Source organism: Cognatishimia sp. 1_MG-2023 (genome assembly GCF_030548175.1).
In the GTDB taxonomy this organism is placed as follows: domain Bacteria; phylum Pseudomonadota; class Alphaproteobacteria; order Rhodobacterales; family Rhodobacteraceae; genus Cognatishimia.
The window spans coordinates 89,739-112,086 of the sequence record NZ_JAUORX010000003.1; the positions used below are offsets into that span (position 1 = coordinate 89,739).

Annotated in this window: 26 protein-coding genes; 13 read left to right on the top strand and 13 right to left on the bottom strand. The window is 54.2% G+C overall.

The annotated features are described in order from the left end of the window. The first annotated feature begins 84 nt into the window (after window positions 1-84). Entirely contained in the window at window positions 85-438 is a 354-nt protein-coding gene (gene uraH / locus Q4544_RS05695; RefSeq protein ID WP_303504531.1) for a hydroxyisourate hydrolase, read from the top strand. On the opposite strand, the gene Q4544_RS05700 is transcribed toward uraH, so the two are convergent. Then, window positions 435-1,349: a LysR family transcriptional regulator gene (locus Q4544_RS05700; RefSeq protein ID WP_303504532.1), complete on the bottom strand. Its 915-nt coding sequence runs from the start codon at window positions 1,347-1,349 to the stop codon at window positions 435-437. The two genes, uraH and Q4544_RS05700, sit on opposite strands and share 4 nt — an antisense overlap. A gap of 95 nt (window positions 1,350-1,444) precedes the next feature. Between Q4544_RS05700 and Q4544_RS05705 the strand changes: the two genes are divergently transcribed. Then, window positions 1,445-2,680 carry a urate hydroxylase PuuD gene (locus Q4544_RS05705; protein WP_303504533.1) on the top strand — a complete coding sequence of 412 codons (1,236 nt, stop codon included), beginning with the start codon at window positions 1,445-1,447 and terminating at the stop codon, window positions 2,678-2,680. Window positions 2,681-2,820: 140 nt separating this feature from the next. Here Q4544_RS05705 and Q4544_RS05710 read toward each other — a convergent pair whose 3' ends face one another. Beyond that, complete coding sequence (locus Q4544_RS05710; protein ID WP_303504534.1) at window positions 2,821-3,339, bottom strand: hypothetical protein; 519 nt, start codon at window positions 3,337-3,339, stop codon at window positions 2,821-2,823. A gap of 139 nt (window positions 3,340-3,478) precedes the next feature. Continuing rightward, a complete protein-coding gene (parE, locus tag Q4544_RS05715) occupies window positions 3,479-5,434 on the bottom strand; it encodes a DNA topoisomerase IV subunit B (protein ID WP_303504535.1) in 1,956 nt (651 codons plus the stop codon). 248 nt (window positions 5,435-5,682) lie between these two features. Between parE and Q4544_RS05720 the strand changes: the two genes are divergently transcribed. Both Q4544_RS05720 and Q4544_RS05725 read left to right on the top strand, forming a co-directional pair. Continuing rightward, window positions 5,683-6,663, top strand: a complete 981-nt coding sequence (locus tag Q4544_RS05720) for a hypothetical protein (protein WP_303504536.1) — start codon at window positions 5,683-5,685, stop codon at window positions 6,661-6,663. A gap of 121 nt (window positions 6,664-6,784) precedes the next feature. Beyond that, the gene (locus Q4544_RS05725; RefSeq protein WP_303504537.1) at window positions 6,785-8,200 is read left to right on the top strand and encodes a pyridoxal-dependent decarboxylase; all 1,416 of its coding nucleotides are present in this window, start codon (window positions 6,785-6,787) and stop codon (window positions 8,198-8,200) included. On the opposite strand, the gene Q4544_RS05730 is transcribed toward Q4544_RS05725, so the two are convergent. After that, on the bottom strand, window positions 8,197-8,847 hold the full coding sequence (locus tag Q4544_RS05730) for a TIGR02453 family protein (RefSeq protein WP_303504538.1): 651 nt from the start codon (window positions 8,845-8,847) through the stop codon (window positions 8,197-8,199). The two genes, Q4544_RS05725 and Q4544_RS05730, sit on opposite strands and share 4 nt — an antisense overlap. 152 nt (window positions 8,848-8,999) lie before the next feature. Between Q4544_RS05730 and Q4544_RS05735 the strand changes: the two genes are divergently transcribed. Both Q4544_RS05735 and Q4544_RS05740 read left to right on the top strand, forming a co-directional pair. Continuing rightward, complete coding sequence (locus Q4544_RS05735) at window positions 9,000-10,370, top strand: MATE family efflux transporter (protein WP_303504539.1); 1,371 nt, start codon at window positions 9,000-9,002, stop codon at window positions 10,368-10,370. Between the two features lie 97 nt (window positions 10,371-10,467). Continuing rightward, window positions 10,468-11,271, top strand: a complete 804-nt coding sequence (locus tag Q4544_RS05740; protein ID WP_303504540.1) for a class I SAM-dependent methyltransferase — start codon at window positions 10,468-10,470, stop codon at window positions 11,269-11,271. Window positions 11,272-11,284: 13 nt separating this feature from the next. On the opposite strand, the gene Q4544_RS05745 is transcribed toward Q4544_RS05740, so the two are convergent. Beyond that, entirely contained in the window at window positions 11,285-11,689 is a 405-nt protein-coding gene (locus Q4544_RS05745; protein WP_303504541.1) for a hypothetical protein, read from the bottom strand. Between the two features lie 16 nt (window positions 11,690-11,705). Continuing rightward, on the bottom strand, window positions 11,706-12,908 hold the full coding sequence (locus Q4544_RS05750; RefSeq protein WP_303504542.1) for a pyridoxal phosphate-dependent aminotransferase: 1,203 nt from the start codon (window positions 12,906-12,908) through the stop codon (window positions 11,706-11,708). Between the two features lie 134 nt (window positions 12,909-13,042). Here Q4544_RS05750 and Q4544_RS05755 point away from each other — a divergent pair, with 134 nt between their 5' ends. Beyond that, window positions 13,043-13,306: a succinate dehydrogenase assembly factor 2 gene (locus tag Q4544_RS05755; protein WP_303504543.1), complete on the top strand. Its 264-nt coding sequence runs from the start codon at window positions 13,043-13,045 to the stop codon at window positions 13,304-13,306. An 85-nt stretch (window positions 13,307-13,391) separates the two neighbouring features. Next, a complete protein-coding gene (locus tag Q4544_RS05760) occupies window positions 13,392-13,889 on the top strand; it encodes a MarR family winged helix-turn-helix transcriptional regulator (protein WP_303504544.1) in 498 nt (165 codons plus the stop codon). An 8-nt stretch (window positions 13,890-13,897) separates the two neighbouring features. On the opposite strand, the gene Q4544_RS05765 is transcribed toward Q4544_RS05760, so the two are convergent. Further along, the gene (locus tag Q4544_RS05765; RefSeq protein ID WP_303504545.1) at window positions 13,898-14,326 is read right to left on the bottom strand and encodes a VOC family protein; all 429 of its coding nucleotides are present in this window, start codon (window positions 14,324-14,326) and stop codon (window positions 13,898-13,900) included. A 201-nt stretch (window positions 14,327-14,527) separates the two neighbouring features. Between Q4544_RS05765 and Q4544_RS05770 the strand changes: the two genes are divergently transcribed. The 3 genes from Q4544_RS05770 to Q4544_RS05780 all read left to right on the top strand — a co-directional run bounded on the left by Q4544_RS05770 (window position 14,528) and on the right by Q4544_RS05780 (window position 16,341). Next, on the top strand, window positions 14,528-15,361 hold the full coding sequence (locus Q4544_RS05770) for a thymidylate synthase (protein WP_303504546.1): 834 nt from the start codon (window positions 14,528-14,530) through the stop codon (window positions 15,359-15,361). Window positions 15,362-15,364: 3 nt separating this feature from the next. Next, complete coding sequence (locus Q4544_RS05775; RefSeq protein ID WP_303504547.1) at window positions 15,365-15,847, top strand: dihydrofolate reductase; 483 nt, start codon at window positions 15,365-15,367, stop codon at window positions 15,845-15,847. A 143-nt stretch (window positions 15,848-15,990) separates the two neighbouring features. Further along, complete coding sequence (locus tag Q4544_RS05780) at window positions 15,991-16,341, top strand: hypothetical protein (RefSeq protein WP_303504548.1); 351 nt, start codon at window positions 15,991-15,993, stop codon at window positions 16,339-16,341. A gap of 63 nt (window positions 16,342-16,404) precedes the next feature. Here Q4544_RS05780 and Q4544_RS05785 read toward each other — a convergent pair whose 3' ends face one another. Then, a complete protein-coding gene (locus Q4544_RS05785) occupies window positions 16,405-16,611 on the bottom strand; it encodes a cold-shock protein (protein ID WP_303504549.1) in 207 nt (68 codons plus the stop codon). A gap of 204 nt (window positions 16,612-16,815) precedes the next feature. Here Q4544_RS05785 and Q4544_RS05790 point away from each other — a divergent pair, with 204 nt between their 5' ends. Both Q4544_RS05790 and Q4544_RS05795 read left to right on the top strand, forming a co-directional pair. Further along, entirely contained in the window at window positions 16,816-17,136 is a 321-nt protein-coding gene (locus tag Q4544_RS05790; RefSeq protein ID WP_303504550.1) for an ArsC/Spx/MgsR family protein, read from the top strand. A 36-nt stretch (window positions 17,137-17,172) separates the two neighbouring features. After that, window positions 17,173-17,541, top strand: coding sequence for a hypothetical protein (locus tag Q4544_RS05795; RefSeq protein WP_303504551.1), 369 nt, complete (start codon window positions 17,173-17,175; stop codon window positions 17,539-17,541). Here the strand turns inward: Q4544_RS05795 and Q4544_RS05800 are convergent, their stop codons facing one another. The 5 genes from Q4544_RS05800 to thrS all read right to left on the bottom strand — a co-directional run bounded on the left by Q4544_RS05800 (window position 17,542) and on the right by thrS (window position 22,264). Next, window positions 17,542-18,099, bottom strand: coding sequence for a DoxX family protein (locus tag Q4544_RS05800; RefSeq protein WP_303504552.1), 558 nt, complete (start codon window positions 18,097-18,099; stop codon window positions 17,542-17,544). Then, window positions 18,096-18,857: a DNA-binding domain-containing protein gene (locus tag Q4544_RS05805; RefSeq protein ID WP_303504553.1), complete on the bottom strand. Its 762-nt coding sequence runs from the start codon at window positions 18,855-18,857 to the stop codon at window positions 18,096-18,098. The genes Q4544_RS05800 and Q4544_RS05805 overlap by 4 nt, the downstream gene beginning before the upstream one ends. Further along, a complete protein-coding gene (locus Q4544_RS05810; RefSeq protein WP_303504554.1) occupies window positions 18,854-19,714 on the bottom strand; it encodes a DUF692 domain-containing protein in 861 nt (286 codons plus the stop codon). The genes Q4544_RS05805 and Q4544_RS05810 overlap by 4 nt, the downstream gene beginning before the upstream one ends. 61 nt (window positions 19,715-19,775) lie before the next feature. Beyond that, on the bottom strand, window positions 19,776-20,084 hold the full coding sequence (locus tag Q4544_RS05815) for a DUF2282 domain-containing protein (protein WP_303504555.1): 309 nt from the start codon (window positions 20,082-20,084) through the stop codon (window positions 19,776-19,778). A 230-nt stretch (window positions 20,085-20,314) separates the two neighbouring features. Then, window positions 20,315-22,264 (bottom strand): threonine--tRNA ligase, encoded by a 1,950-nt coding sequence (gene thrS / locus Q4544_RS05820; RefSeq protein ID WP_303504556.1) that lies wholly within the window; start codon window positions 22,262-22,264, stop codon window positions 20,315-20,317. Window positions 22,265-22,348: the final 84 nt, after the last annotated feature.

Sequence of the window (22,348 nt, forward strand, 5' to 3'; positions counted from 1 at the left end):
TTTTGAAAGAGCTCATTGCATCTGTACAGTGGTCAAGAAGAATAACATTCGCTTTATGTAATAAAGTATCTGGGGGGCTTAGAAATGAGCGGTTATTTAACAACGCATGTTTTGGATACAGCACGGGGCTGTCCGGCCGAAGGCGTAAAGATTTCATTGTATCGCGTAGATGAAGACCAGCGCGAATTCATAAGCGAGGCCGTAACCAATCCCGACGGGCGGACAGATTCACCTATATTGCCTAAAGAGCAATTCGCGATGGGGATTTATGAGTTGGTGTTTTCCTGCGGTGGCTACTTTCAAGGAAGCGGGCAGGCGGGTCGTTTACCTTTGTTCCTTGAGGAAATCCCTATTCGGTTTGGGATGAACGAAGAAAACCACTACCACGTACCGCTGTTGCTTTCTCCATACGGTTATTCAACCTACCGCGGTAGTTAGGCCCTTATTTCCTTCAGTGCGGCTGTGATTTTGGTTGCCATGAAATCAATCAGCAAACGGGTTTTGGGATCCTGATGTCTGCGGTGAGTGTAAAGACAGGCGAGTTGCACCGGAACAGGTGGGAACTCTGTTAGTACTGGTATCAACGCTCCGGACTCTAAGTGAGGGGCGACTTCGAAATAGGGTTTTAATACAATTCCGTGTCCGTCGAGCGCCCAATTTGTAAGCACGTCGCCGTCATCTGTCTCAAACGGTCCTGTTACGGCAATCTTTTTAACGCCCTCTGGTGTTTGGAGCGGCCATTGAAATTCCGGCGCGCCGGGGTAACGTAGGTTCAGGCAGGCGTGGCTACCATCCGCGAGGCTTTCGGGATCGGTTGGATCCCCCTTTTCTTGCAAGTACTTAGGTGCCGCACAAAGTAGGCGAGGGCAGTCGGCGATTTTGCGTATTTTTAAGGTGCTGTCCTGGGGAAGGCCCAAGAAAAACGCGACATCCAAACCTTCGGCCGTAAGGTCAAGCTTACGATCTGAGAGCCTAAGGCGAAGGTCGATTAACGGAAATTCTTCTTTGAAAGCAGGGACATGGGGCGCGATAAATCGTCGACCTAAACCGAGAGGGGCCGCGACAAACAATGAACCGCGGGGGCTTTGGGTGACGGACTGTACATCAGCTTCGGCGTTTTCGACGGCCTGCAGGATTTTGCAGGCGCCGGTATAAAACAACTCACCTTGTTCAGTGGGGTTCAGTTGTCGCGTAGTACGTTGAAAAAGCCTAACATTTAGCCGATCTTCGAGTTGTGCAATACGGCTGCTGGCAACGGCGGCAGAGATTCTTTGGTCTCTGGCGGCTGCAGACATGTTGCGGAGCTCGTAGACTCGGACGAAGGTTTGGATATTCTCGAAGTAGGACATTGTTTGGATTTACTTGAAACTGTTCGGGTTTATTTGAGGATAGCTGAAAATAACGTGCTGCGCTAGAGTGACAATAAAACAGGTTAGGTCGAAATATGTTTGAAATTCCAATACTTTACGAATGGTTGGCCTTTGCTGTGCGCTGGGTGCACGTGATAACGGCGATCGCTTGGATTGGGTCTTCGTTCTATTTTATCGCTCTGGACCTTGGATTGAACCGAAGCGGCGACTTTGGCGGGGCGGATGGCGAAGAGTGGCAGGTGCATGGAGGCGGATTTTACCATGTTCGCAAGTACTTAGTCGCGCCAGAAGCGATGCCAGAGCATCTAACCTGGTTCAAATGGGAGAGCTATTCGACATGGCTGTCCGGTTTTGCGCTGTTGATGGTGGTGTATTGGATGGGCGGCGAGCTGTTCCTGATTGATGCCAATAAGTCTAACCTATTGCTGTGGCAGGGAATTTTGCTATCGGCCGCCGTGTTGACGATTGGTTGGGTTGTTTATGACTTCCTGTGCAAATCACCGCTTGCGAAACATCCGACCGTTTTGATGGTTCTGCTGTTTTGTCTTTTGGTTGTAATGGGTTACGGGTTAAATCAGGTGTTCACCGGGCGGGCTATGATGCTGCACCTTGGGGCCTTTACCGCGACGATCATGACGGCCAATGTTTTTTTTATTATCATGCCAAATCAACGGGTTGTGGTCGCTGACTTGCAAGCAGGGCGTGTGCCGGATGCGAAATATGGAAAGATCGCGAAATTGCGGTCGACGCATAACAATTACCTGACGCTTCCCGTTATTTTCTTAATGTTATCAAATCACTACCCGCTGGCATTTGCGACTCAGTACAATTGGATCATCGCGGCGCTGGTGTTTTTGATGGGGGTGACCATCCGACATTTCTTTAATTCCATGCATGCCAAGAAGGGCATGCAGTGGTGGACGTGGTGCGTTACTGCGATTTTGTTTATTCTTATCATGTGGTTATCTAGTGCAGGGCCCGTTGTGAAACCGTTAGAAGAGGCAGAGTTGGATATGCCTGCCGCCGGGGTGCAATTTGCAGAAGCTGAGGGATTTCAGCAGGTTAGCGATATTGTGTTGGGACGTTGTTCTATGTGCCACGCACGCGAGCCAAGTTGGGACGGTATCCATCGAGCGCCAAAGGGTATCTTATTGGAAACACAGGGAGAAATCGCCGTGAATGCGCAGGCGATTTATGTCCATGCGGGCGTGACTGACGCCATGCCACCCGCGAATGTAAGCTGGATGGAACCGGATGAACGCGCAGCGATTGTGGCGTGGTTCAAAGCGGCGGGGCGCACGCCGGGGTAACATTCGGTAAATGTGAGTTTCGTACGTTTCGGTGCTTGAAACGTACGATTCGAGATCGACGCGTTTGGCGCGCCGTTTGGATTTGAGTATTTTTGGAAAGGTGATGCAGGGGCGGTAGCGCCCCGGCAGCATTGTTGCGCTTATTTGCGGTAAAAGAAGATCGGCGCGTTAGTGAAATCTTCATGTGTTCCAGCCAAAGCTACGAACTCAGGCGCGTTCAGCACCTCCCACATGTACCAGCGACCGCGCTCGCGGTAGACGATGAGTGTGAGGGGGCGGGCATCGCTGAAGAGCGTTTTTACGAGGGAGGAGTCGATTGGCATGATGCCATAGATACGGCCGGTTTCAGTTTTGGAGAACTTCATGGGCGCGCCGGGGCGGAAATAGTAATTTGGGTCGGCCTTCATCACTTCTTGGGCGAAGGGCAGTAGGGTGTAGTCGATCTTGCCAAGGGATGTGCCAGCCATCAACGCGAGCTTGTGCATGACCTGAGGTTCCGACAGGTCTGCCATGGTATAGACGTCAGCCTTGTGCGATGCCTCGACATAGCTTTTGACCATATTGGCCATATTGCGCCAGTCACGTTGGGTTAGGGTTTCGGCAGAGGCTGTTGATGCCAGAATGAGTAAACTGGCCAAGAGCGCAGAAAGGCGTTTCATAAAATCCTCATTAATCAAATGTTTACCGGACCTTACGAGGGCTCGTTTATTTGGTCAATGCGGGGATAATGGATTGAGAGGCGCGATGGCGTTGCCGGGCTGAAGCCCGGCCTACAGTTTGTTGCGAAGAAGGCGGGTCTTAGACGTCCAGTTCCTCGACAAACCGGGCGTTTTCTTGGATGTATTCAAACCGTTTCTCTGGTTTTTTGCCCATCAGGCGTTCGACCAGATCGCCGGTTTCGCCGGGTTCGTCCTCGTCGATGGTGACGCGGATGAGCTTCCGCGAAGTTGGGTCCATCGTGGTTTCTTTAAGGTCTTTTGCGTCCATCTCGCCAAGACCCTTAAAGCGGGAGACGTCGATTTTGCCTTTGCCGCCAAGGCCCTTTTCCAGAAGCGCGTCGCGCTCTGCTTCGTCGGTGCAATACACGCGTTTCGCGCCTTGGGTTAGGCGGAAGAGCGGTGGGCAAGCGAGGTAGAGGTGACCTTGGTCGATCATCGGGCGCATTTGGGTGAAGAAGAAGGTCATCAAAAGCGCGGCAATGTGGGCCCCGTCAACATCCGCATCGGTCATGATGATGATCTTGTCGTAGCGCAGATCGTCGGTGCTGAATTTTGAGCCAAGGCTCACACCCAGCGCTTGGGTGAGGTCGCTGATCTCGGCGTTGGTGCCGAGTTTATTGGAGGCCGCGCCAAGAACGTTGAGGATTTTACCACGCAGGGGCAGAAGCGCCTGGTTTTTGCGGTTGCGGGCCATTTTGGCAGAGCCGCCCGCGGAGTCACCCTCGACAATAAAGAGTTCAGTGCCGTCGCGGTTGGTGGCCGAGCAATCGACCAGCTTGCCGGGCAGGCGTAGCTTTTTCGTTGCGGTTTTGCGTTGGGTTTCTTTTTCTTGTTTGCGGCGCAGGCGTTCCTCGGCGCGCAGCACAAGGAAGTCGAGAATGGCGCCAGCGGATTTGTTGTTGGCGGCGAGCCAGTTGTCAAAGTGGTCGCGGACCGAGTTTTCGACCATGCGCTGCGCTTCGACGGTGGCAAGGCGGTCTTTTGTTTGGCCAACGAATTCCGGTTCGCGGATAAAGCAGGACACGAGGGCGCCGGCCCCTGTGGTCAGATCCTCGCGGGTGATGGTCGCGGCTTTTTTGTTGTTTACGAGTTCGCCGTAGGCCTTGATGCCTTTTAGGATGGCGGCCCAGAACCCGGCCTCGTGCGTGCCGCCCTCGGGTGTGGGGACGGTGTTACAGTAGGATTGGATGAAGCCGTCGCGGGCCGGGGTCCAGTTGATGGCCCATTCGACTTTGCCCGGTGCGCTGAATTTTTCGAAGGAAACCGTGCCGGTGAAGGGCTGGTCGGAATAGGTTGTGGAGCCTTCGAGGGTTTCGTTGAGGTAATCCGCGAGGCCGCCGGGGAAGTGGAACTTGGCCTCAAGCGGGGTGTCGCCGTCAACGATGGCAGTTTTCCAGCGGATTTCGACGCCAGAAAAGAGGTACGCCTTGGAGCGGGCCATTTTGAACAGGCGGGATGGTTTGAGTTTGAGCTTACCGAAGATTTCAGCATCTGGATGGAAGGTGACCGAGGTGCCGCGGCGGTTTGGGGCTGCGCCGACTTTGGCGAGCGGGGCTTGGGGCACGCCACGGGAGAATTCCATCGCGTAGAGTTCTTTGTTGCGGGCGACTTCGACGCGCAGGTGATCGGAGAGGGCGTTTACAACAGACGAGCCAACGCCGTGCAGACCGCCAGATGTTTCATAGCTGTCGCCCGAGAATTTGCCGCCTGCGTTCAGAGTGCAAAAGATGATTTCGAGCGCGGATTTGCTAGGGTCTTTGGGGTGCGGGTCGGTTGGAATGCCGCGCCCGTTGTCGCGTACCGAGACGTGGCCGTTTTCATGCAGCTCGATTTCGATCCATGTGGCGTGGCCTGCGACGGCTTCGTCCATGGAGTTATCGACGATCTCGGCAACCATGTGATGCAGCGCCCGGTCATCCTTGCCGCCGATGTACATGCCCGGCCGGAGGCGGACGTGTTCCATATCCTCGAGGACTTGGATCGAGGAGGCGTCATAGGAGTTTTCCGTTTTGGTATCTGCAAGGAGATCGGTCATGCGCTGCTCTTTTTGCTTATCATTGTTACGCATTATTTCACTGCAATGGCTTTGGGGCAAGAGCGGTGGTGGGGTGGAAAAATTCTATTTTTTTAGGGGGTAAGGGATCAGTTGGGGTATTTCCGCCAAATCGAAGGTTAATGAAGTGTTAACGGCGCGTTGTTTTTAAAGCATTTTTTTGTTGCAATATGAGACTTGTGAACGCAGGGTTGTTGAAATAGGCAATATACACCCCAGAGGAGAGTGTCATGGTATGGAATGACACCATGGGATCCGTGGGCCGTACACAAGGCCCCGCCGCACGTGAAAGCGAACGGAAAGAAAAGGATCAACAAAGGCGGGCGATGGAGCGATCCAACGCCAAGGACCTGAATGAGCTTGATAGCTACATTCGGCATATTACTGGTTTGCACCACGAAACGATCAAGGTCATAGATTGGCAGGCACTGGCTGCGAAACCTGCGCCATTGGCCCCAGAAATGGATTTAACCAACTCTGAGAATGTCAGACGGCAGTTGGCGCAGCATGAGGCTGGCTTTGTTGAATGGTTGATGGGACGGGGAAAGCAGACGCGTGCGGCGCTTGAGCGGGCGCTTGATTTAGCGAGATCCCGTCAGCACCGTGAAATTCTGGCAAAACTTGCCCCTTATCATAGCCTTGTGCAGGCTTGGGAAACGGAACAAGCGGTTTGCCATGGTGTGATGACAGGCGATGATGGTGCTATGTTGAGCGTGATCAAAAGCCAGCAAACGCTTACGAAAATTCATAAGCTTGGGCGTGGGTTGGGGTTTTCGGTGCAAGGGGGCGTCGTTCATGCGGTGCTGTCACTGCATAAGACCAATATCGTGCCTGACTTTCAGTTTAAATACATGCCCAGCGGCAAGCTGACTGAGGTAAAGATGCCTCGGGAAAAGACAATGAAGCTGTATCGGGCCTATGCGTCGAGCGCCGTTTTGAAAGTGGCGTCGGATTTGTTCCGCGTTATTCCACGCGAAAGCGTGATTGTGTCCTGTGTGGCGCCTTGTCATGTGGCTGATAGCGACTACGACGAGGAATGGCCGGTTCTTTCTGTAAGGTTTAATCGCCGCGATGTGATGGCCTTGCCGATGGACCGCACCGATCCTGTTCAGGCGATGCGGCTGTTTAATGTGGCCGAAGCGTTTCATCCGATCCATGGGTTTGGGCGGATCGCGCCGATCTTGGATATTCCGGTTCGGATGGCGATCTGACGAGACGATTGGCGTTCCGAAGCTGCGACGCTGTGTTCCTCCCTTCGCGCAGTTTCGGGATGCGTTTGTCTTGGCCGTGTAGTAGACCCCACGCAACAATATGACGTGTGGAGGCCTGCGTGTGACTGATCATTCTCTTGACCCGAAAGACTGGGATGCGTTTCGTGCCGAGGCGCAGGCGTTGTTGGATCATTGTATCGATCAGATGCAAAATGCGGGCGACCGCCCGTGGCAACATGTGCCCGATGGGCTCGAAGCGCGCTATGCGATTGGTCAGACGGCGGCACAGGGCGGCGATGTTATGGCGCGGTTGCGTGACGACGTGCTGCCGTATCACGCGGGCAATACGCATCCGAAATATTGGGGCTGGGTGCAGGGCACGGGTCTGACAACGGATGTGACGGCCGGAATGGTCACGGCGGTGATGAATTCCAACTGTGGGGGCCGCAATCATGGGGCTAACTACATGGAACGCGCGGTGATTGACTGGGCCCGTCAGCAGATGGGTATGCCCGACACAGCATCGGGCGTGTTGGTGACTGGCACGTCTCAGGCGACTGTGATTGGATTTTCCGCGGCGCGTATGCGGGCGTTGGGCGCGGATGTGCGTAAGGTCGGGCAGGGTGCTGTGCGCTTGACCTGCTATGCGGGGCAAGGCGTGCATAACGCGACACGCAAGGCGATTGAATTGCTGGGCATCGGGTCTGACAACTTGCGGATGGTGCCGTTGATTGACGGCTGCATGGACATCGCGGCCTTGCGGGCCATGATTGCAGAGGATCGCGCGGCAGGCGCTGTGCCATTCTTGGTGGTTGGTACGGCGGGATCGGTTGATCTTGGGCTGTTTGATGATTTCAACGCCCTTGCGGATGTGGTCGCGGACGAGGGGCTTTGGTTGCATGTGGACGGCGCATTTGGCGCGTGGACACGGTTGGCCGCGGAACCTTATCGCAGTTTGAGCGACGGTATTGGGCGCGCAGATTCGATTGCGTTGGATTTCCACAAGTGGATGTATGTCGGATACGATTGCGGGCTGGCTTTGCTGCGCAATGAGGATGAACATCGCGCGGCCTTTGCGGCGCGGCCAGCCTATTTGGATGGTAAGGATCGGGGTGTGGCCAGCGGTGATCCGTGGTTCTGCGACTACGGGATTGATCTGTCACGCGGGAACCGGGCGCTGAAGGTTTGGATGGCATTGGAAACGCATGGCGCTGATGCTTTTGGCGATGCGATCACGTTTAACTGCACGTTGGCTAAGGTGATGGCCGATGAAGTGCGCGCACATGATCAGATGGTGTTGGGGCGCGATCCTGTGTCGAATGTCTGTGTGTTCTCGGCACGCGGTGATCTGGATGCGGCGGCGCAATCGGTGCTGAACAACCGGATTGCAGTGGAGTTGCAGGAAGGTGGCGAAGCGGTGTTTTCAACCACGATCATTGATGGGGTGGAAATGCTGCGGGCGGCGATTGTGAACCACCGATCAACCGAACAAGACGTGCGCGAGGCGGTGCGTGCCGTGGCGCGATTGGCCGGTTAAGTCAGCGTTCTAAGTTGCTTTGTTAGGGGCGAGAGATCTTTGAAGGTCTCTTGCAGAGCTTGGGTCGGTGCGTCTAACGCCTCGGCATAGTCGCGCCATGCGGATAGGCTTTTGCGTTTCAGCAGCTCGCCGCGCGGGTGATCTTTGTCATAGGGGCTGGGAACGCGTTTGAGTTCGGGGTCGGCTATGCGAAAGCCGTTGGATTTGAGCTGTTCAATCGTTTCAGCAAATTCCGGGCCATGGGGGCCGTCGATGGCGAGGCGCCATTGGGTGAGGGTGTCTTTTTCAAAGCCCATCAGGCCTGCGCCGATAGAGATGTAATCCAAGCCAATACCAAAGAACCAACCGATGGGCTGGCGGCCGCCTGTGTCTGTTGTCCAGAGCATGTGAAGGTGCTGGTGGTAGGGTGTTTTATCTTTGGAGAACCGCACATCGCGGTGGGGCCGGAAGAGTTTGGTTTTAACAGGATGACCGGTGAGCTTGCCTAGGTCTGCGGCACCTTGTTCTAGCAGTAATTCTGCAGGGCGTTTCAGGTGGCTGTCATAGCGGGTCTTGTTGTCTAGGAACCACTCTCGACTATTGTTCTGCGCCAATTCGGAAAGAAAGGCGCGGGCATCTGGGATGAGGGTGGCAAAACTGTCGGACATAGCAACTCCCTGCTTTGATTGTAGTTTTGACGGATGAATTACGATCGTCCAGTGGTTTTTTTGTCATGGTGTCAAAGTGAGATTGATTGACTGCTTATTAGTTAAGCAAATGCCGCTTGCGAGAGGCGTTTAAGGTGATAAGGATTTCACCTATGGATCGCATTCAAATGACATATGGCGGGCACATGCGTGCCCTTTTCACACTTGGGCTGCCGTTGATCGGCGGGCATGTGGCGCAGTTTGCAGTTGGATTGACCGACACTATCATGTTGGGCTGGTATTCTGTGGACGCGTTGGCGGCTGTTGTGCTGGCTACACAGTTGTTTTTCTTAGTCTTTATTCTGGGGTCTGGATTTGCCTTTGCGGTGATGCCGATGGTTGCCGAAGCTTTGGCAACCGAAGATGACACTGCCATTCGTCGAACCACGCGGATGGGGCTGTGGCTGTCTGTTATCTATGCTTTGGTGTGTTTGCCGCTGTTCTGGTTTTCGCGGCCCGTGTTGGTGGCAGCGGGGCAGGATCCGATTCTGTCCGAGGCCGCGCAGGGGTATTTGCGCATTGCTGGTGTTGGGCTGATCCCTGCGCTGATTGTTATGGTGCTCAAGAGCTATCTTGCCGCCTTGGAGCACACGCGCGTGGTGTTTTGGATCACAATTGCGGCGGCTGTGATCAATGGATTTGTGAATTACGCCCTGATTTTCGGCAATTGGGGCGCGCCAGAACTGGGCATTCAGGGGGCAGCGATTGCTTCATTGTCGGTGCAGGTGGTGATGCTGATTGGCGCGGTGCTTTATGCTGTTTGGGCCTTGCCGCAAGATGATCTGTTTACCCGTATCTGGAAACCGGACTGGGAGGCCGCGCGGCGTGTCTTTATGCTGGGTGTGCCGATTGGGTTCACCACCTTGGCGGAGGTTGGCTTGTTTGCTGCAGGCACCCTGATGATGGGCTGGCTGGGTACTGTTCAACTGGCGGCGCATGGGATTGCGCTGAACCTCGCTGGGTTGATGTTTATGGTGCATCTTGGGTTAAGTAATGCGGCGACCGTCCGAGCGGGGAACGCTATGGGTCGGAAAGATGCCGAGCATTTGGCCAGGGGTGCGCGCACTGCGATTGCGATGAGTATGGTTTATGCGGTGTTCTCGGTGATCATCTTTGTGACCCAATCCGAGTTTTTGGTGTCACTGTTTCTTGATCCAAATGACGCGAACTTTGATGCAATCTTAGCGGCGGGGGCCGTGTTGTTGATTGCGGCGGCGATGTTCCAATTTGTGGATGGATTGCAAGCCATGGCGCTGGGCGTGTTGCGCGGGATCATGGATACACGCGGCCCGATGATCATGGCGGCGATTAGCTATTGGTTGGTTGGCGTGCCGTGCAGCTACTTTATGGGTTTTACACTTGGTTGGGGTGGACTTGGCGTGTGGTTCGGCCTGGGTCTTGGCTTGGCCGTGGCGGCGGTGCTGTTGTTGTGGCGATTTTGGCGCGGGAAATTGGGTGTGCTGCGCAAGAGCTTTGCGGGGTAGTTCCTGTGCGACTTTGGCACCGTTAGGATAAACATTTTTCTTCTTGCGCGATTTTAGTAGGTTCTGTTGGCACATCTAATCGCTGCGGAGCGGAGCTATGTCGAAGAAGACCCTGACCTCTGAAATTACAAAGAAGAACCTTATCGCGTGGGACGAGGCGGCACCCATTCATGCGCGGCATAACATGACGTGGTTGCTGGAGGCGGTGAAAGCCCCGGATTTTACCTGTTTGGATGCGACAGAAATGGGCGTTTTGACCGAGCTGGATGTTGTCGGGAAAAATGTTGCGCAGATGTGTTGTAACAATGGGCGCGAGTTGATTTCTGTCAAGAACATGGGGGCTGCGCGATGTGTTGGCTTTGATGGTGCGCAGGGCTTTGTTGATCAGGCCCGAGCACTGGCCGAGGCTGCGGGGCAGGACACAGAATTTGTCTGTTGCGATGCGTATGACATTCCAGCCCAGTACCAAGGGCAGTTTGATCTGGTCACAATCACGATTGGTGTGTTGGGCTGGATGCCTGACTTGAACGCGTTCTTTGCCGAAACTGCCAAACTCCTGAAACCAGGTGGTGCCATCTTTATCTATGAGCATCACCCGATTGTCGTGATGGTGGAGCCCGGCGCAGCCGACGCCCCGATTAAATGGGAGCTTTCCTATTTCCGCACTGATCCCTATGTGGATTCAAGCGGGTTGGATTACTACGGCGGCGAGACCTATGAGGCGACGCCGAACGCTTCGTTTAGCCACAAGATGTCTGACATCATTATGGCAGGCGTGCGTGCGGGGATGGCGGTGGAGCAGTTTGAAGAGCTACCGAACCACATTTCGCATATGTGGTGGAATGTCGAAGCCTCGGGCATTGGTTTGCCGATGAGTTATATTTTGGTGCTGCGGGGGTAGGGTGCGTAACAGCTTAGTCGTCACCCAGCATCCGTTCTGCTTTTTTGCGGACCAGCACGGTTCGTAGGTCGTGCATTGCCATCAGCAGGGAATCTGTGACCATCTCTAGCTGTTCATCCGTCGCTTGGCTTTGGGTCCAGTGGGCGGTGTGGTGGAGGTGGTCGATGGCGCGCAGGATGTCGTCCATTTGGCGCCAGTCGAGCGTTTCGCGGCGGTCGGCGATCCAGGTTTTGATCGCGGCTTTGTCTTCGTCCGTTAGTTTGCGGTCGCCATGCGCGCGGATTTCTCCGGTGCGCATGACGACGGTTGCAATCTGATCCATTTCGATCCGCCGGTGACGGTTGCCTGTATCCACGCGGAATACAGAGGCGCCGGTGTCGCGGGTGCGAAAGAAATATTCGGGCAGATCGACGGCCATTGGGTGTTCCTCTGTCTTAGGCGAGTGACGCGCAGAAGGTTTGGATGCGGGTGCAGGCCTCTTTCAGGGCCTCGTCCGATGTGGCGTAGCTGACGCGGAAGTTAGGCGAGAGGCCGAATGCCGCGCCGAAAACAACGGCGACATCTTTTTCCTCTAGTAATGCGGTCGCAAAGGTTTCATCGTCCACGATCTTGGTGCCAGCTGGGCTCGTTTTGCCGATAAGGCCCGCAATGGATGGGTAGACGTAGAACGCGCCTTCGGGAGAGGGGCAGGTGACGCCCTCGATTTCGTTCAGCATTTGCACGGCCATGTCGCGACGGCGGACGAATTTTTCGTTGTTTGGGGCAAGGAAGTCCTGCGTGCCATTCAATGCCTCGACCGCGGCCCACTGGCTGACGGAGCAAGGGTTGGATGTGGATTGGCTTTGGATTTTGCGCATGGCTGCAATCAAGTGCTCTGGACCTGCTGCATAACCAATGCGCCAGCCTGTCATGGCATAGGCTTTGGATACGCCGTTGCAGGTGAGGGTGCGGTCATAAAGCTGTGGTTCAACCTCGGCCGGGGTGCAGAATTCGAAATCGTCATAGGCGAGGTGTTCATACATGTCGTCGGTCATGACCCAGACGTGGGGGTGACGCAGCAGAACATCGGTGAGTGCCTTTAGTTCATCCCGGCTGTAGCCCGCGCCGGATGGGTTGGATGGGCTGTTGAAGATGAACCATTTTGTGTTGGGCGTGATTGCGGCCTCTAGCTGTTCGGCGGTGAGCTTGAAGTTAGATTCAAGGCTGGCCTCTGCAATCACCGGGGTGCCGCCCGCGAGCAGGACCATATCGGGATAGCTGACCCAATAGGGGGCTGGGATGACAACTTCGTCGCCCGCGTTCAGCGTGGCCATAAAGGCGTTATATAGCGTTTGCTTACCGCCGGTGCCGACTGATACTTGCTTTGGCGTGTAGGTCAGACCGTTGTCGCGCTGTAGCTTGTCGCAGATCGCTTGCTTTAGCTCTGGGATGCCATCCGGTGCAGTGTAGCGGGTTTTGCCCGCGTCGATTGCGGCCTTGGCTGCGTTGCGAATGTTTTCTGGCGTGTCAAAATCAGGCTCGCCCGCGGAGAGGCCGATGATGTCGCGGCCCTGTGCCTTTAGCTCTGCGGCTTTGGCGGTCATCGCGATTGTAGGAGATGGTTTGACGCGGGACAGGGTTTTCGCGAGGAAGGACATGGCTGGGCCTTTGTAAATTGCATTTGTGCAAGTCTTAGGCCGCTGCGGTTGAGCGTTCAAGCGCGAAGGCGAATTGGGTTGCTGAAAGCGACATTCAGCGGTATTTGGCAGCATTATTTCTGATGAGGCATGTGATGACTGAGACCCACGAACACCGTCTGAAACGGATGAAAATGCGGTCTATGCGCCGGGGCATCAAAGAGATGGATATCATCCTAAGCCATTATGCGGACCATAAATTGGCGGGCATGGATGCGGCCGCGTTGGATTTGTATGACGCGTTGCTGCATGAAAACGATCAAGACTTATATCAGTGGGTCAGCGGCCAAGTGGCTGCACCAGAACGATTTTCTGCGCTGATGGCAGATATTGCGGCGTTTTCTGAAACACGTAATTAGCTTGCATTTTAGGCATTGCGCCTAATTTAACGGATTTTTCGCGTTTAGGGTGCAGTTTCCTTCTCAGATTGAGACGGAGACTGGTATGAGCATACATCCTTCCTTGGGCCTAGCGACTGATCGCGGGTTTATGACCGGCTATCTAGACGCCCTTGCGCTTGTTGAACGGCTGCACCGGCTTCTGTTGGACGTTATCAAAGATGAGTTTGAACGCGTGGGCGTTCTGGAAATCAATGCGGTGCAGGCGCTGTTATTGTTTAATATTGGTGACAATGAGGTAACGGCAGGCGAACTAAAGTCGCGCGGTTATTATCAGGGCAGCAATGTCAGTTATAACCTGAAGAAACTGGTCGAGACCGGCTATATGCATCACGAGCGATGCGCCATGGATCGGCGCTCTGTGCGTGTGCGGTTAACGGAAAAGGGACGTGGCATTCGGGACGTCGTGACCGACCTATTTGAACGCCACGCCGAAGGGCTGCAAACCAAAGGCGTGATTGGGCCCGAAGGGCTGGAAGATATTACTTCTTCGTTAAAACGGATGGAGCGGTATTGGACGGATCAAATCCGCTACATCTATTAGCGCTGGGCTTACCAGTGGCCTGTGTTTTCCATGCTGGCCCATGGTTCGGCTGGGGCAAGCGCATCGCCATCTTGCAGAAGCTCGATGGAAATGTTGTCAGGTGAACGCACAAAGGCCATGCGCCCGTCGCGGGGTGGTCGGTTGATGGTCACGCCATTGTCCATCAGGTGCTGACACATGTCGTAGATGTTTTCGACGGAATAGGCCAAATGACCGAAATGCCGACCGTCGCTGGGCAAGGCATCATCGCCATCCCAGTTGTAAGTCAGCTCGACCGGGCACTCTTCTTGGCCTTCGGGGGCCATAAAGATCAATGAAAAACGACCTGCCTCATTGTCCCAACGGCGGGTTTCTTTCAGACCCAAAAGTTCAAAAAAGGCCATGGATTTCTCAAGATCAGCAACGCGGACCATGGTGTGGAGATATTTGATTTTCATGTGGAGGCTCCCTTTGAACGGCAGTTTAGTCGCCGACTTAGCAAAGTCGAGAGGTTGATCATGCGTTTTGTAAGAAAGGGGGCAATGCCCGGCCTATCTAGTCGCGAGAAAAAATTGGTTAACAAGATGTAGCGCAACGCCTGCGCTTCCGTTATCAGGAGAGTCACCTCTTTTACGACTGGACCTGATTAGGAGGCGGCGGTGAAACAGTATCATGAAGCCCTACAGACCATTCTGGACAATGGCGAGACAACGACGGATCGCACAGGCACTGGAACGACGTCTTATTTTGGCATGCAATGCCGCTATCCGCTGGCTGACGGATTTCCGTTGGTCACAACCAAAAAACTGCATCTGAAATCCATCATCCACGAGCTGTTGTGGTTCCTGAGTGGCGACACCAATATTCGCTATCTGCAAGAAAATGGTGTGTCGATCTGGAATGAATGGGCGGATGAGAACGGCGATTTGGGTCCGGTTTATGGCCACCAATGGCGTAAGTTCCCGGCGCTTGAGCCGGTGGATGCACCAGAGGGGCAAGAACAGCTTTACCGCAAAAAGACCGTGGATCAGATTTCGGATCTGGTTGAGATGATCAAGACCTCGCCCAATAGCCGACGGTTGATCGTGTCTGCCTGGAACCCGGCGGATGTGCCGGATATGGCCTTGCCGCCGTGTCACACGCTTTGGCAGGTTAAGATTTTGGGTGGGAAACTGCATCTGCAGCTATATCAACGCTCTGCTGATATGTTCTTGGGCGTGCCTTTTAACATTGCATCCTATGCATTGTTGCAGGTGATGTTGGCCCATGTAACGGGCTACGAGCCGGGCGATTTCGTGCATACGATGGGGGATGCACATATCTATTCCAACCATATGGAACAGGTGCAAACGCAATTGTCGCGCACGCCAAAGGCGCTGCCGCAGTTGCGGATCAAGCGGCAGGTGAACTCAATTTTTGATTTCACTTATGATGACTTTGAAATTTTGAATTACAATCCAGAACCGGGCATCAAAGCGCCTGTGGCGGTATAAGATATGATTACATTGATGGTAGCGCGTGCCCATGGCGGGGCAATCGGCAAAGACAACGACATCCCGTGGTATGCTCCTGAAGATTTAGCGGCATTTAAGCGTGAGACGCTTGGCGGGGCGATGATCATGGGGCGCAACACCTGGGACAGCCTGCCGTTTAAGCCGCTGAAAAATCGTTTGAATATTGTCGTTAGCTCGCAATCTGGGCTGGGCGAGATTTGCGTGCCGTCGGTTGAGGCCGCAATAGAGGCTGCGCAAGAGGCCGGGTATCAACGGATTTATGGCATGGGTGGCTTTGGGATTTACAAAGCCATGTTGCCGCTGGCTGATCGGTTGCTGATCACCGAGGTCGATCTGGATGTGCCGGATGCCGATACGTTTTTCCCAGAATTTTCGACGGATGATTGGCGTCTGACCGGGACGCATGCGTTGCGCAAATCTGATCCGGGATGCGTGTTGCACGAATATTTACGGCGTCAGGCCTAAAAACCGCATTGAAAATGTCACGTTTGCCACCAAAGCGTATGGTTTCAGTGACAAAAATTGACTAGGCCACAAAATGTAGTAGTCTTGCGACGTAAGACCACCTGTATAAAAACGTGAGCAGTTCGAGAGAAAAGGTGTCACACATGTTTAAGAAAATGCTGATCGCCGCAGCTTTGGTATCCGTCGCAGCCCCCGCGCATGCGACCTGCGTCATCTTTCCTTGTAAGATCAAGGAAGATCCGATCATCGAATTTATCCCACAGATTCCGCCACAGACGCCAAACGGGTGCGCCTATCGCGCCTCTGCGTCACGCGACAACATTTGCCCCGCTGGGCTGCAGCCTGTGCAAGCAGGTGGTATGATCAGCTGTGGTGTTCCTGTTGCTGGTGAGATTTGTAACCCGCCAGTTGTGAAGAGCGTGAAAAAGAAGAAAGTTCACCGCTCTCGGATCGTTTGCCCAGTTGGGGAAAAAGGGTGTTACACCACCAACTAAGGCTGGTGGCGTGACTTAGGTTGTTCGAAATTGTGAGGGGCGTATGGTACGCCCCGCGCAGTCTTAAGTGAGTTTCAGATCGCCAGCCATTTGGCGACCGTCGCGGCCTTCGCTCAGTTCGAATTCTACCTTCTGATTGTCGGCCAAACCCGTCAATCCAGAACGCTCTACGGCTGAGATGTGAACAAAAACGTCTTTTCCACCATCATCAGGTGCAATAAAGCCGTAGCCTTTGGTTGTATTAAACCACTTTACGGTGCCAGTTGGCATACCGTCTCTCCTTCTACTTCGATCAGTCTCCCCGGTCAGACCGGATGCAACACCTAATCCCCTGAGCCAGTTGGTTAATACCCATGGCGCATGAAGGCGCAAATGCCACGAACGGATGATTGCATGGAGAATGTAAAAAGCAAGCAAAACTGCTAGGAAAGTTTCAAACTTTGGGACAATTGCCACAAGGCACAAGAGGATATAATGCGTTTATTTGGCTTAAAAAACTGTGATACCTGCCGTAAGGCATTGAAAGCATTGCAATCTGCAGAGCTGGTTGATGTGCGCGCCGATGGCGTTCCCGATGTCATAATGGCACAAGCGTTTGAGCAATTTGGCGACGCTTTGGTGAATAATCGCTCAACAACGTGGCGCCAATTAAGCGAAGAAGAGCGTAAAATAGCGCCTTTAGCGCTGTTGGCGCAGCACCCTACGCTGATGAAACGGCCCCTGATTGAGGCCGATGGCACCTTGTATTTGGGGTGGGGTAAGGATGTGCAGGCGGCCCTTGGCGTTGGGTCCTAGGACCCTTATGTAGGGTAGCAACTACAGGAGATATCTATGCGGAATGCAGCACTTGTACTTGGGATCATTGCCGGAATTGTCGGGATGATCGTTGGCTTTTTTGGCTGGGGGTACACCGCATTGATCGCGGAATATGGCGAACTGGACGGAATTGCCGAACAGGTCAATAATGTCGAGCTGGTACGGATCTCTGCGCTGGTGTCGCCTTTGTTGGCGATTGCCGGGGGCGCGATGGCGCGTGCACGTGCGTTATGGGGTGGGGTGTTATTGCTCGCCTCAGCGGCTGGAATGTATTTGGGATTTGGGTTCAACGTATTCACGATGTTCCCGATTGCCTTTGCGGGGCTCGCTGGTCTGCTGGCCGTAGCGGCGGGCAAACCAGACGAGCCTAAGGCGCATTTCTAATTAGGCAATGGCCGCTTCGCGGCGGCTTGCCAAGATGCGGTCCACTGACAGTGGGCCTGCGCCTTTGATGACAAGAACCAGCAGCAAGAATACCCAGAACGCGCGTTGATCAAGGATATGCGCGTCTGACACCCGGTCAAACCATGCGCCGATGGTTTCGGCACCTGCGCCATGGCCGTAGATGTCTGTCAGCGATTGCACGACGACAAAGCCAATCATACCAAGTGCAGCCAGACGAGTGGCAAGGCCCGCAAGGATCGCGAGTGGCAGAACGAATTCTGCAACAGTGCCAGCCCAGACAACAGCCCAGTGGAAGATGCCAAGCTGGCTGGTGTCATAGCTGACGGATTCCAGAACCTTTGGCCAGATTTGCGCGTAGGCACCGGTGCTGGGCACAAAGATACCAAAAATGCCGTCGCCCAATTTTGTTAGGCCGGAGTTCCAAAAGTACATGAACAGCACGGCAACAAAGATAAAGCGGGCCAGAGTTGGTAAAATCCAGTCCTGACGTTCAAGCCTGTCAAAGACCGCGTTGTGGAGCGAAATCAAAGTGTTCATTGCTGTTCCTCATATGTGATCTTGGTGATGGCTGCGTTTGACAGCAATAGACCCAATAGGGCCCCAAGATCGAAGTCTTCTGCTATTTCAGTGGCGCGTTCTGCGGCGTCGCCAAGGGTGGCCCCTTGGATCATAGCGGTTAAAAATGCCGCGCCGCCGGGTGGCAGTGGGTGGGGTTCTGGATCAAACTCTGCACGCAAGACGATAACATCCTGGGCGATGGCCTGTGGTTTTGGTGCGCCTTCGATCATGTTGTAAGCCCACAAATCGTAGATCGGCCATTGCGACGGTACAATCTCCATCGCTGGCGCAAAGGTAAATGTGACCGCTGGCAGGCGCTCTGGTGCGATTTGCGCCAAGGCGTCCGGTGCAATCGGAGTGGCGTCAGCGGCGTGATACGCGCGGCGCAGGGCCAGTTCGATTTCGGCAACATCGCCTAGGTAGGCGAGGTGTTTGATGGGTTCAAATGTGCGCAGGAAGTTCGGAAAGTCCGCGCCGTAGTGCATCATGACCGGCGCTTGTGGCGGTGATTGACGCAGGTAAATCCCGGCGATGGGTTTGAAATTGGCATCGCCCAAAAGCTTGGCAATGACGGGGAAACCGGTTTCCAAAGACTCCGTCAGCGAAACGGCGACATTGTTGCGGTACACACTAAAGCGGCGGCCGGCAGGGTTGCCTTGGCCGTCCAGCAGACCTTCGGGGACGTCAATTGCGGCGTCCATCATCGCCGCGCGGAATACTGTCTGGCTGATGGTCATGCGGCAGGTACTTTGGTTAGGGCTGTGGCTGCGCGTTGGGCTTCGTTGGCCAAAACGGGCCATTCGGGCACATCGGTGTCCCATTCGATCAAAATGGGGCGTGGCCCAGATAATTCGAGGGTGTGATCAAGCAGGGCCCAAACTGGATCGACGATGGCTGCACCATGGCTGTCGATGAGCAGGGGTTTACCGTGGTCATCCTCGTCCTCATCATGGCCGCCAAGGTGGATTTCTCCAACTTTATCAAGAGGATATTCCGCGATGTAGTCGCGCGGATCGTATTCAAGATTGGTGGCAGAGACAAAGACGTTGTTCACATCCAGCAAAAGGCCACAGCCGGAACGGTTTGCCACTTCGCGTAGGAAGTCAGGCTCGGACCAGGTGCTTTCGGCAAAAGCCAGATAGCTGGATGGGTTTTCCAGCATCATCTGACGTCCGATGGTGTTTTGCAGTTGATCAATGTGATCTGCTACCCGTGTGAGTGTCGCTTTGGTGTAAGGCAAAGGTAGCAGATCGTTAAAATAGCTGCCGTCATGGGTCGACCAGGCGAGGTGTTCTGAGAACACAGTGGGGTTCAACCAACTGACGAGGTGCTTCAGGCGTGCAAGGTGTTCTGGATCAAGCGGCGCTTCGCCACCGATCGACAGGCCAACGCCATGCACGGAAATTGGGAATTTTTCAGTAAGGTGACGCAGTTGCGCCAAGGGGCGTCCGCCCATGCCCATATAGTTTTCTGCGTGAATTTCGAGCCAGCCAACCGGATCGGCGTTTTCCATAATCTCTGCAAAGTGCTGTGGCTTGTAGCCAACACCGGGCTTGCAGGGCAGAGCAGGGAAATGTGACGGCGCATCAAGCATCAAAGGGGCCTTTGGTTATTGTAGAGTGTCCCGCCCGAAAGACGGGCGGGACGTAGATAATTTATGCTGGCAGGTCGCGTGTTAGCTCTTCCAAAGAACCCATGCGTGCTTTGCCGTCTGCCATTGCTGGCAGTTCGATTGTTGTGCATGTGCCTGCGTCAACCAGTGTCCATGCGTTGCCTTGGTAGTCAACCTTGGAAGTACCGGCGCATGTTGTGCCTGGGCCAGCTGCGCAGTCGTTTTTACCTGCAAGAGATACACCGAAGCATTTTTCTTTGCCGTCCATTGCGGATGCGGTGTGAGCTGTCACTGAAGTCAAAGCTGCTGCAACAGAAGCGGCGACGGCGAGAGATTTTACGGTTTTCGACATTTTATCTATCCCTAAAAAGGTTCAAGTGTTGCCACGAAATGTGGCGTACCTGCACTCTAGCCGGGAGTGGTGATAAACCTCCAATAACGCATTCGTGGGTCACGCGCGCGTTATTGAATGTCAAATTCTAAATGCGTTATGTCCCTATAAAATAAGAAAAACCGGACCCTAAGGCCCGGTTCTATCAGCGGATTTTGGCCGCCAATTGTTACAAAATTGGTTAACTTGGATTAACGCATGTCTGGAGGAGTGGCCTCTGTGTGCAGAATTGAAACAATTTCGTCCAAACTTTGTACCTGAGTTTGTTTGTTCCCCAAGCGACGGGTCGAAACGGTGCGTTGTTCTACTTCTTTCATACCGACCGCTAGAATGACTGGAACTTTGCCAACCGAATGCTCGCGGACTTTGTAGTTGATCTTTTCGTTGCGCAGATCGGCCTCGGCGCGGACGCCTACGGCTTTCAACGCTTCGACAACTTCAAGCACGTAATCATCGGCATCGGAAACGATGGCTGCAACAACGACCTGACGCGGGGCAAGCCAGAACGGCAGCTTGCCTGCGTGTTCTTCGATTAGAATGCCGATGAACCGCTCAAACGAACCAAGGGTCGCGCGGTGCAGCATGACAGGGCGGTGCTTGCCACCGTCCTCGCCAATGAATTTCGCATCCAGACGTTCCGGTAGGTTGGCATCCACTTGCAATGTACCACACTGCCAGTTCCGGCCGATTGCGTCGGTCAGAGTGAATTCCAGCTTTGGACCGTAGAATGCGCCTTCGCCTTCGAGGATTTCAAAGTCGTGGCCTGCCGCTTTACATGCGTCGCCCAAGGCTTTTTCCATCTCGTCCCAAGTTTCATCAGAGCCGATGCGCTGTTCTGGGCGGGTAGAAAGCTTGATGGTCCAGTCGTTAAAGCCAAGATCGCCGTAGATGTCTGACAAGAAGTCGATGAAGGTCTTGGTTTCTGCTGTGATTTGATCATCTGTGCAGAAGATGTGGCCATCGTCCTGCGTAAAGCCACGCACACGCATGATACCGTGCAAAGCGCCTGATGGTTCGTAACGAGCACAAGAACCGAACTCTGCCATACGCAATGGCAGGTCGCGGTAGGATTTCATTCCTTGGTTAAAGATCTGCACGTGGCACGGGCAGTTCATCGGCTTTAGCGCGTTGACAGCTTTTTCACGTGCATGTTCCTCGTCAACTTCGACGATGAACATGTTCTCTTGGTATTTGTCCCAGTGGCCGGATTGTTCCCATAGCTTACGGTCGACAACCTGTGGTGTGTTCACCTCGACATAGCCACCTGCGCGCTGTTTGCGGCGCATGTAGTCTTGGAGTTCGGTGTAAACAGTCCAGCCATTTGGGTGCCAGAATACCTGACCCGGTGCTTCGGGCTGCATGTGGAACAGGTCCATCTCGTTGCCGAGTTTACGGTGGTCGCGCTTGGCGGCCTCTTCCAGCATGTTTAGATGCTTTTTCAGGTCTTCTTTGTTTTTGAACGCCACGCCGTAGATACGCTGCAACATCGCGCGATCGGAATCACCGCGCCAATACGCGCCAGCCACAGACATCAGTTTGAAGGCGTCTGCCGGAACTTGACCGGTGTGTTGCAGGTGCGGACCACGGCAAAGGTCTTGCCATTCGCCATGCCAATACATGCGCAGAGGCTCGTTGCCTGGAATGGAATCAATCAACTCTACTTTATAAGGCTCGCCGCGGTCCTCGTAATATTTGATCGCAACATCGCGGTCCCAGACCTCTGTGCGGACAGGATCGCGTTTGTTGATGATCTCTTTCATCTTCTTTTCGATCAGGCCCAAATCTTCGGGTGTGAACGGCTCTGCGCGGTCAAAGTCATAATACCAACCGTGATCAATCACAGGGCCGATGGTGACTTTGACGTCTGGCCAAATCTCTTGCACGGCACGCGCCATGATGTGTGCGCAGTCATGACGGATCAGCTCAAGCGCTTCGGCGTCATTGTCTTTTAGAGTGTTGATCGCGATTTGTGCGTCAGCCTCGATTGGCCACGCCAAATCCCAATGCTGACCGTCCACGGTTGCAGAGATGGCTTTTTTTGCGAGTGAAGATGCGATGGAGGCTGCGACCTCGGCAGGGGTGACGCCTGCGTCATAGGAACGTGCATTGCCATCGGGGAAAGTTAGGGAAATCTGGGTCATTGCCAGAAGCTCCTCGTCAATTTGGCGCCCACGGAACGCCCGGTTGCGGGTATATGGTTCGTCGCTTTAGTGGCTTTTGTTTAA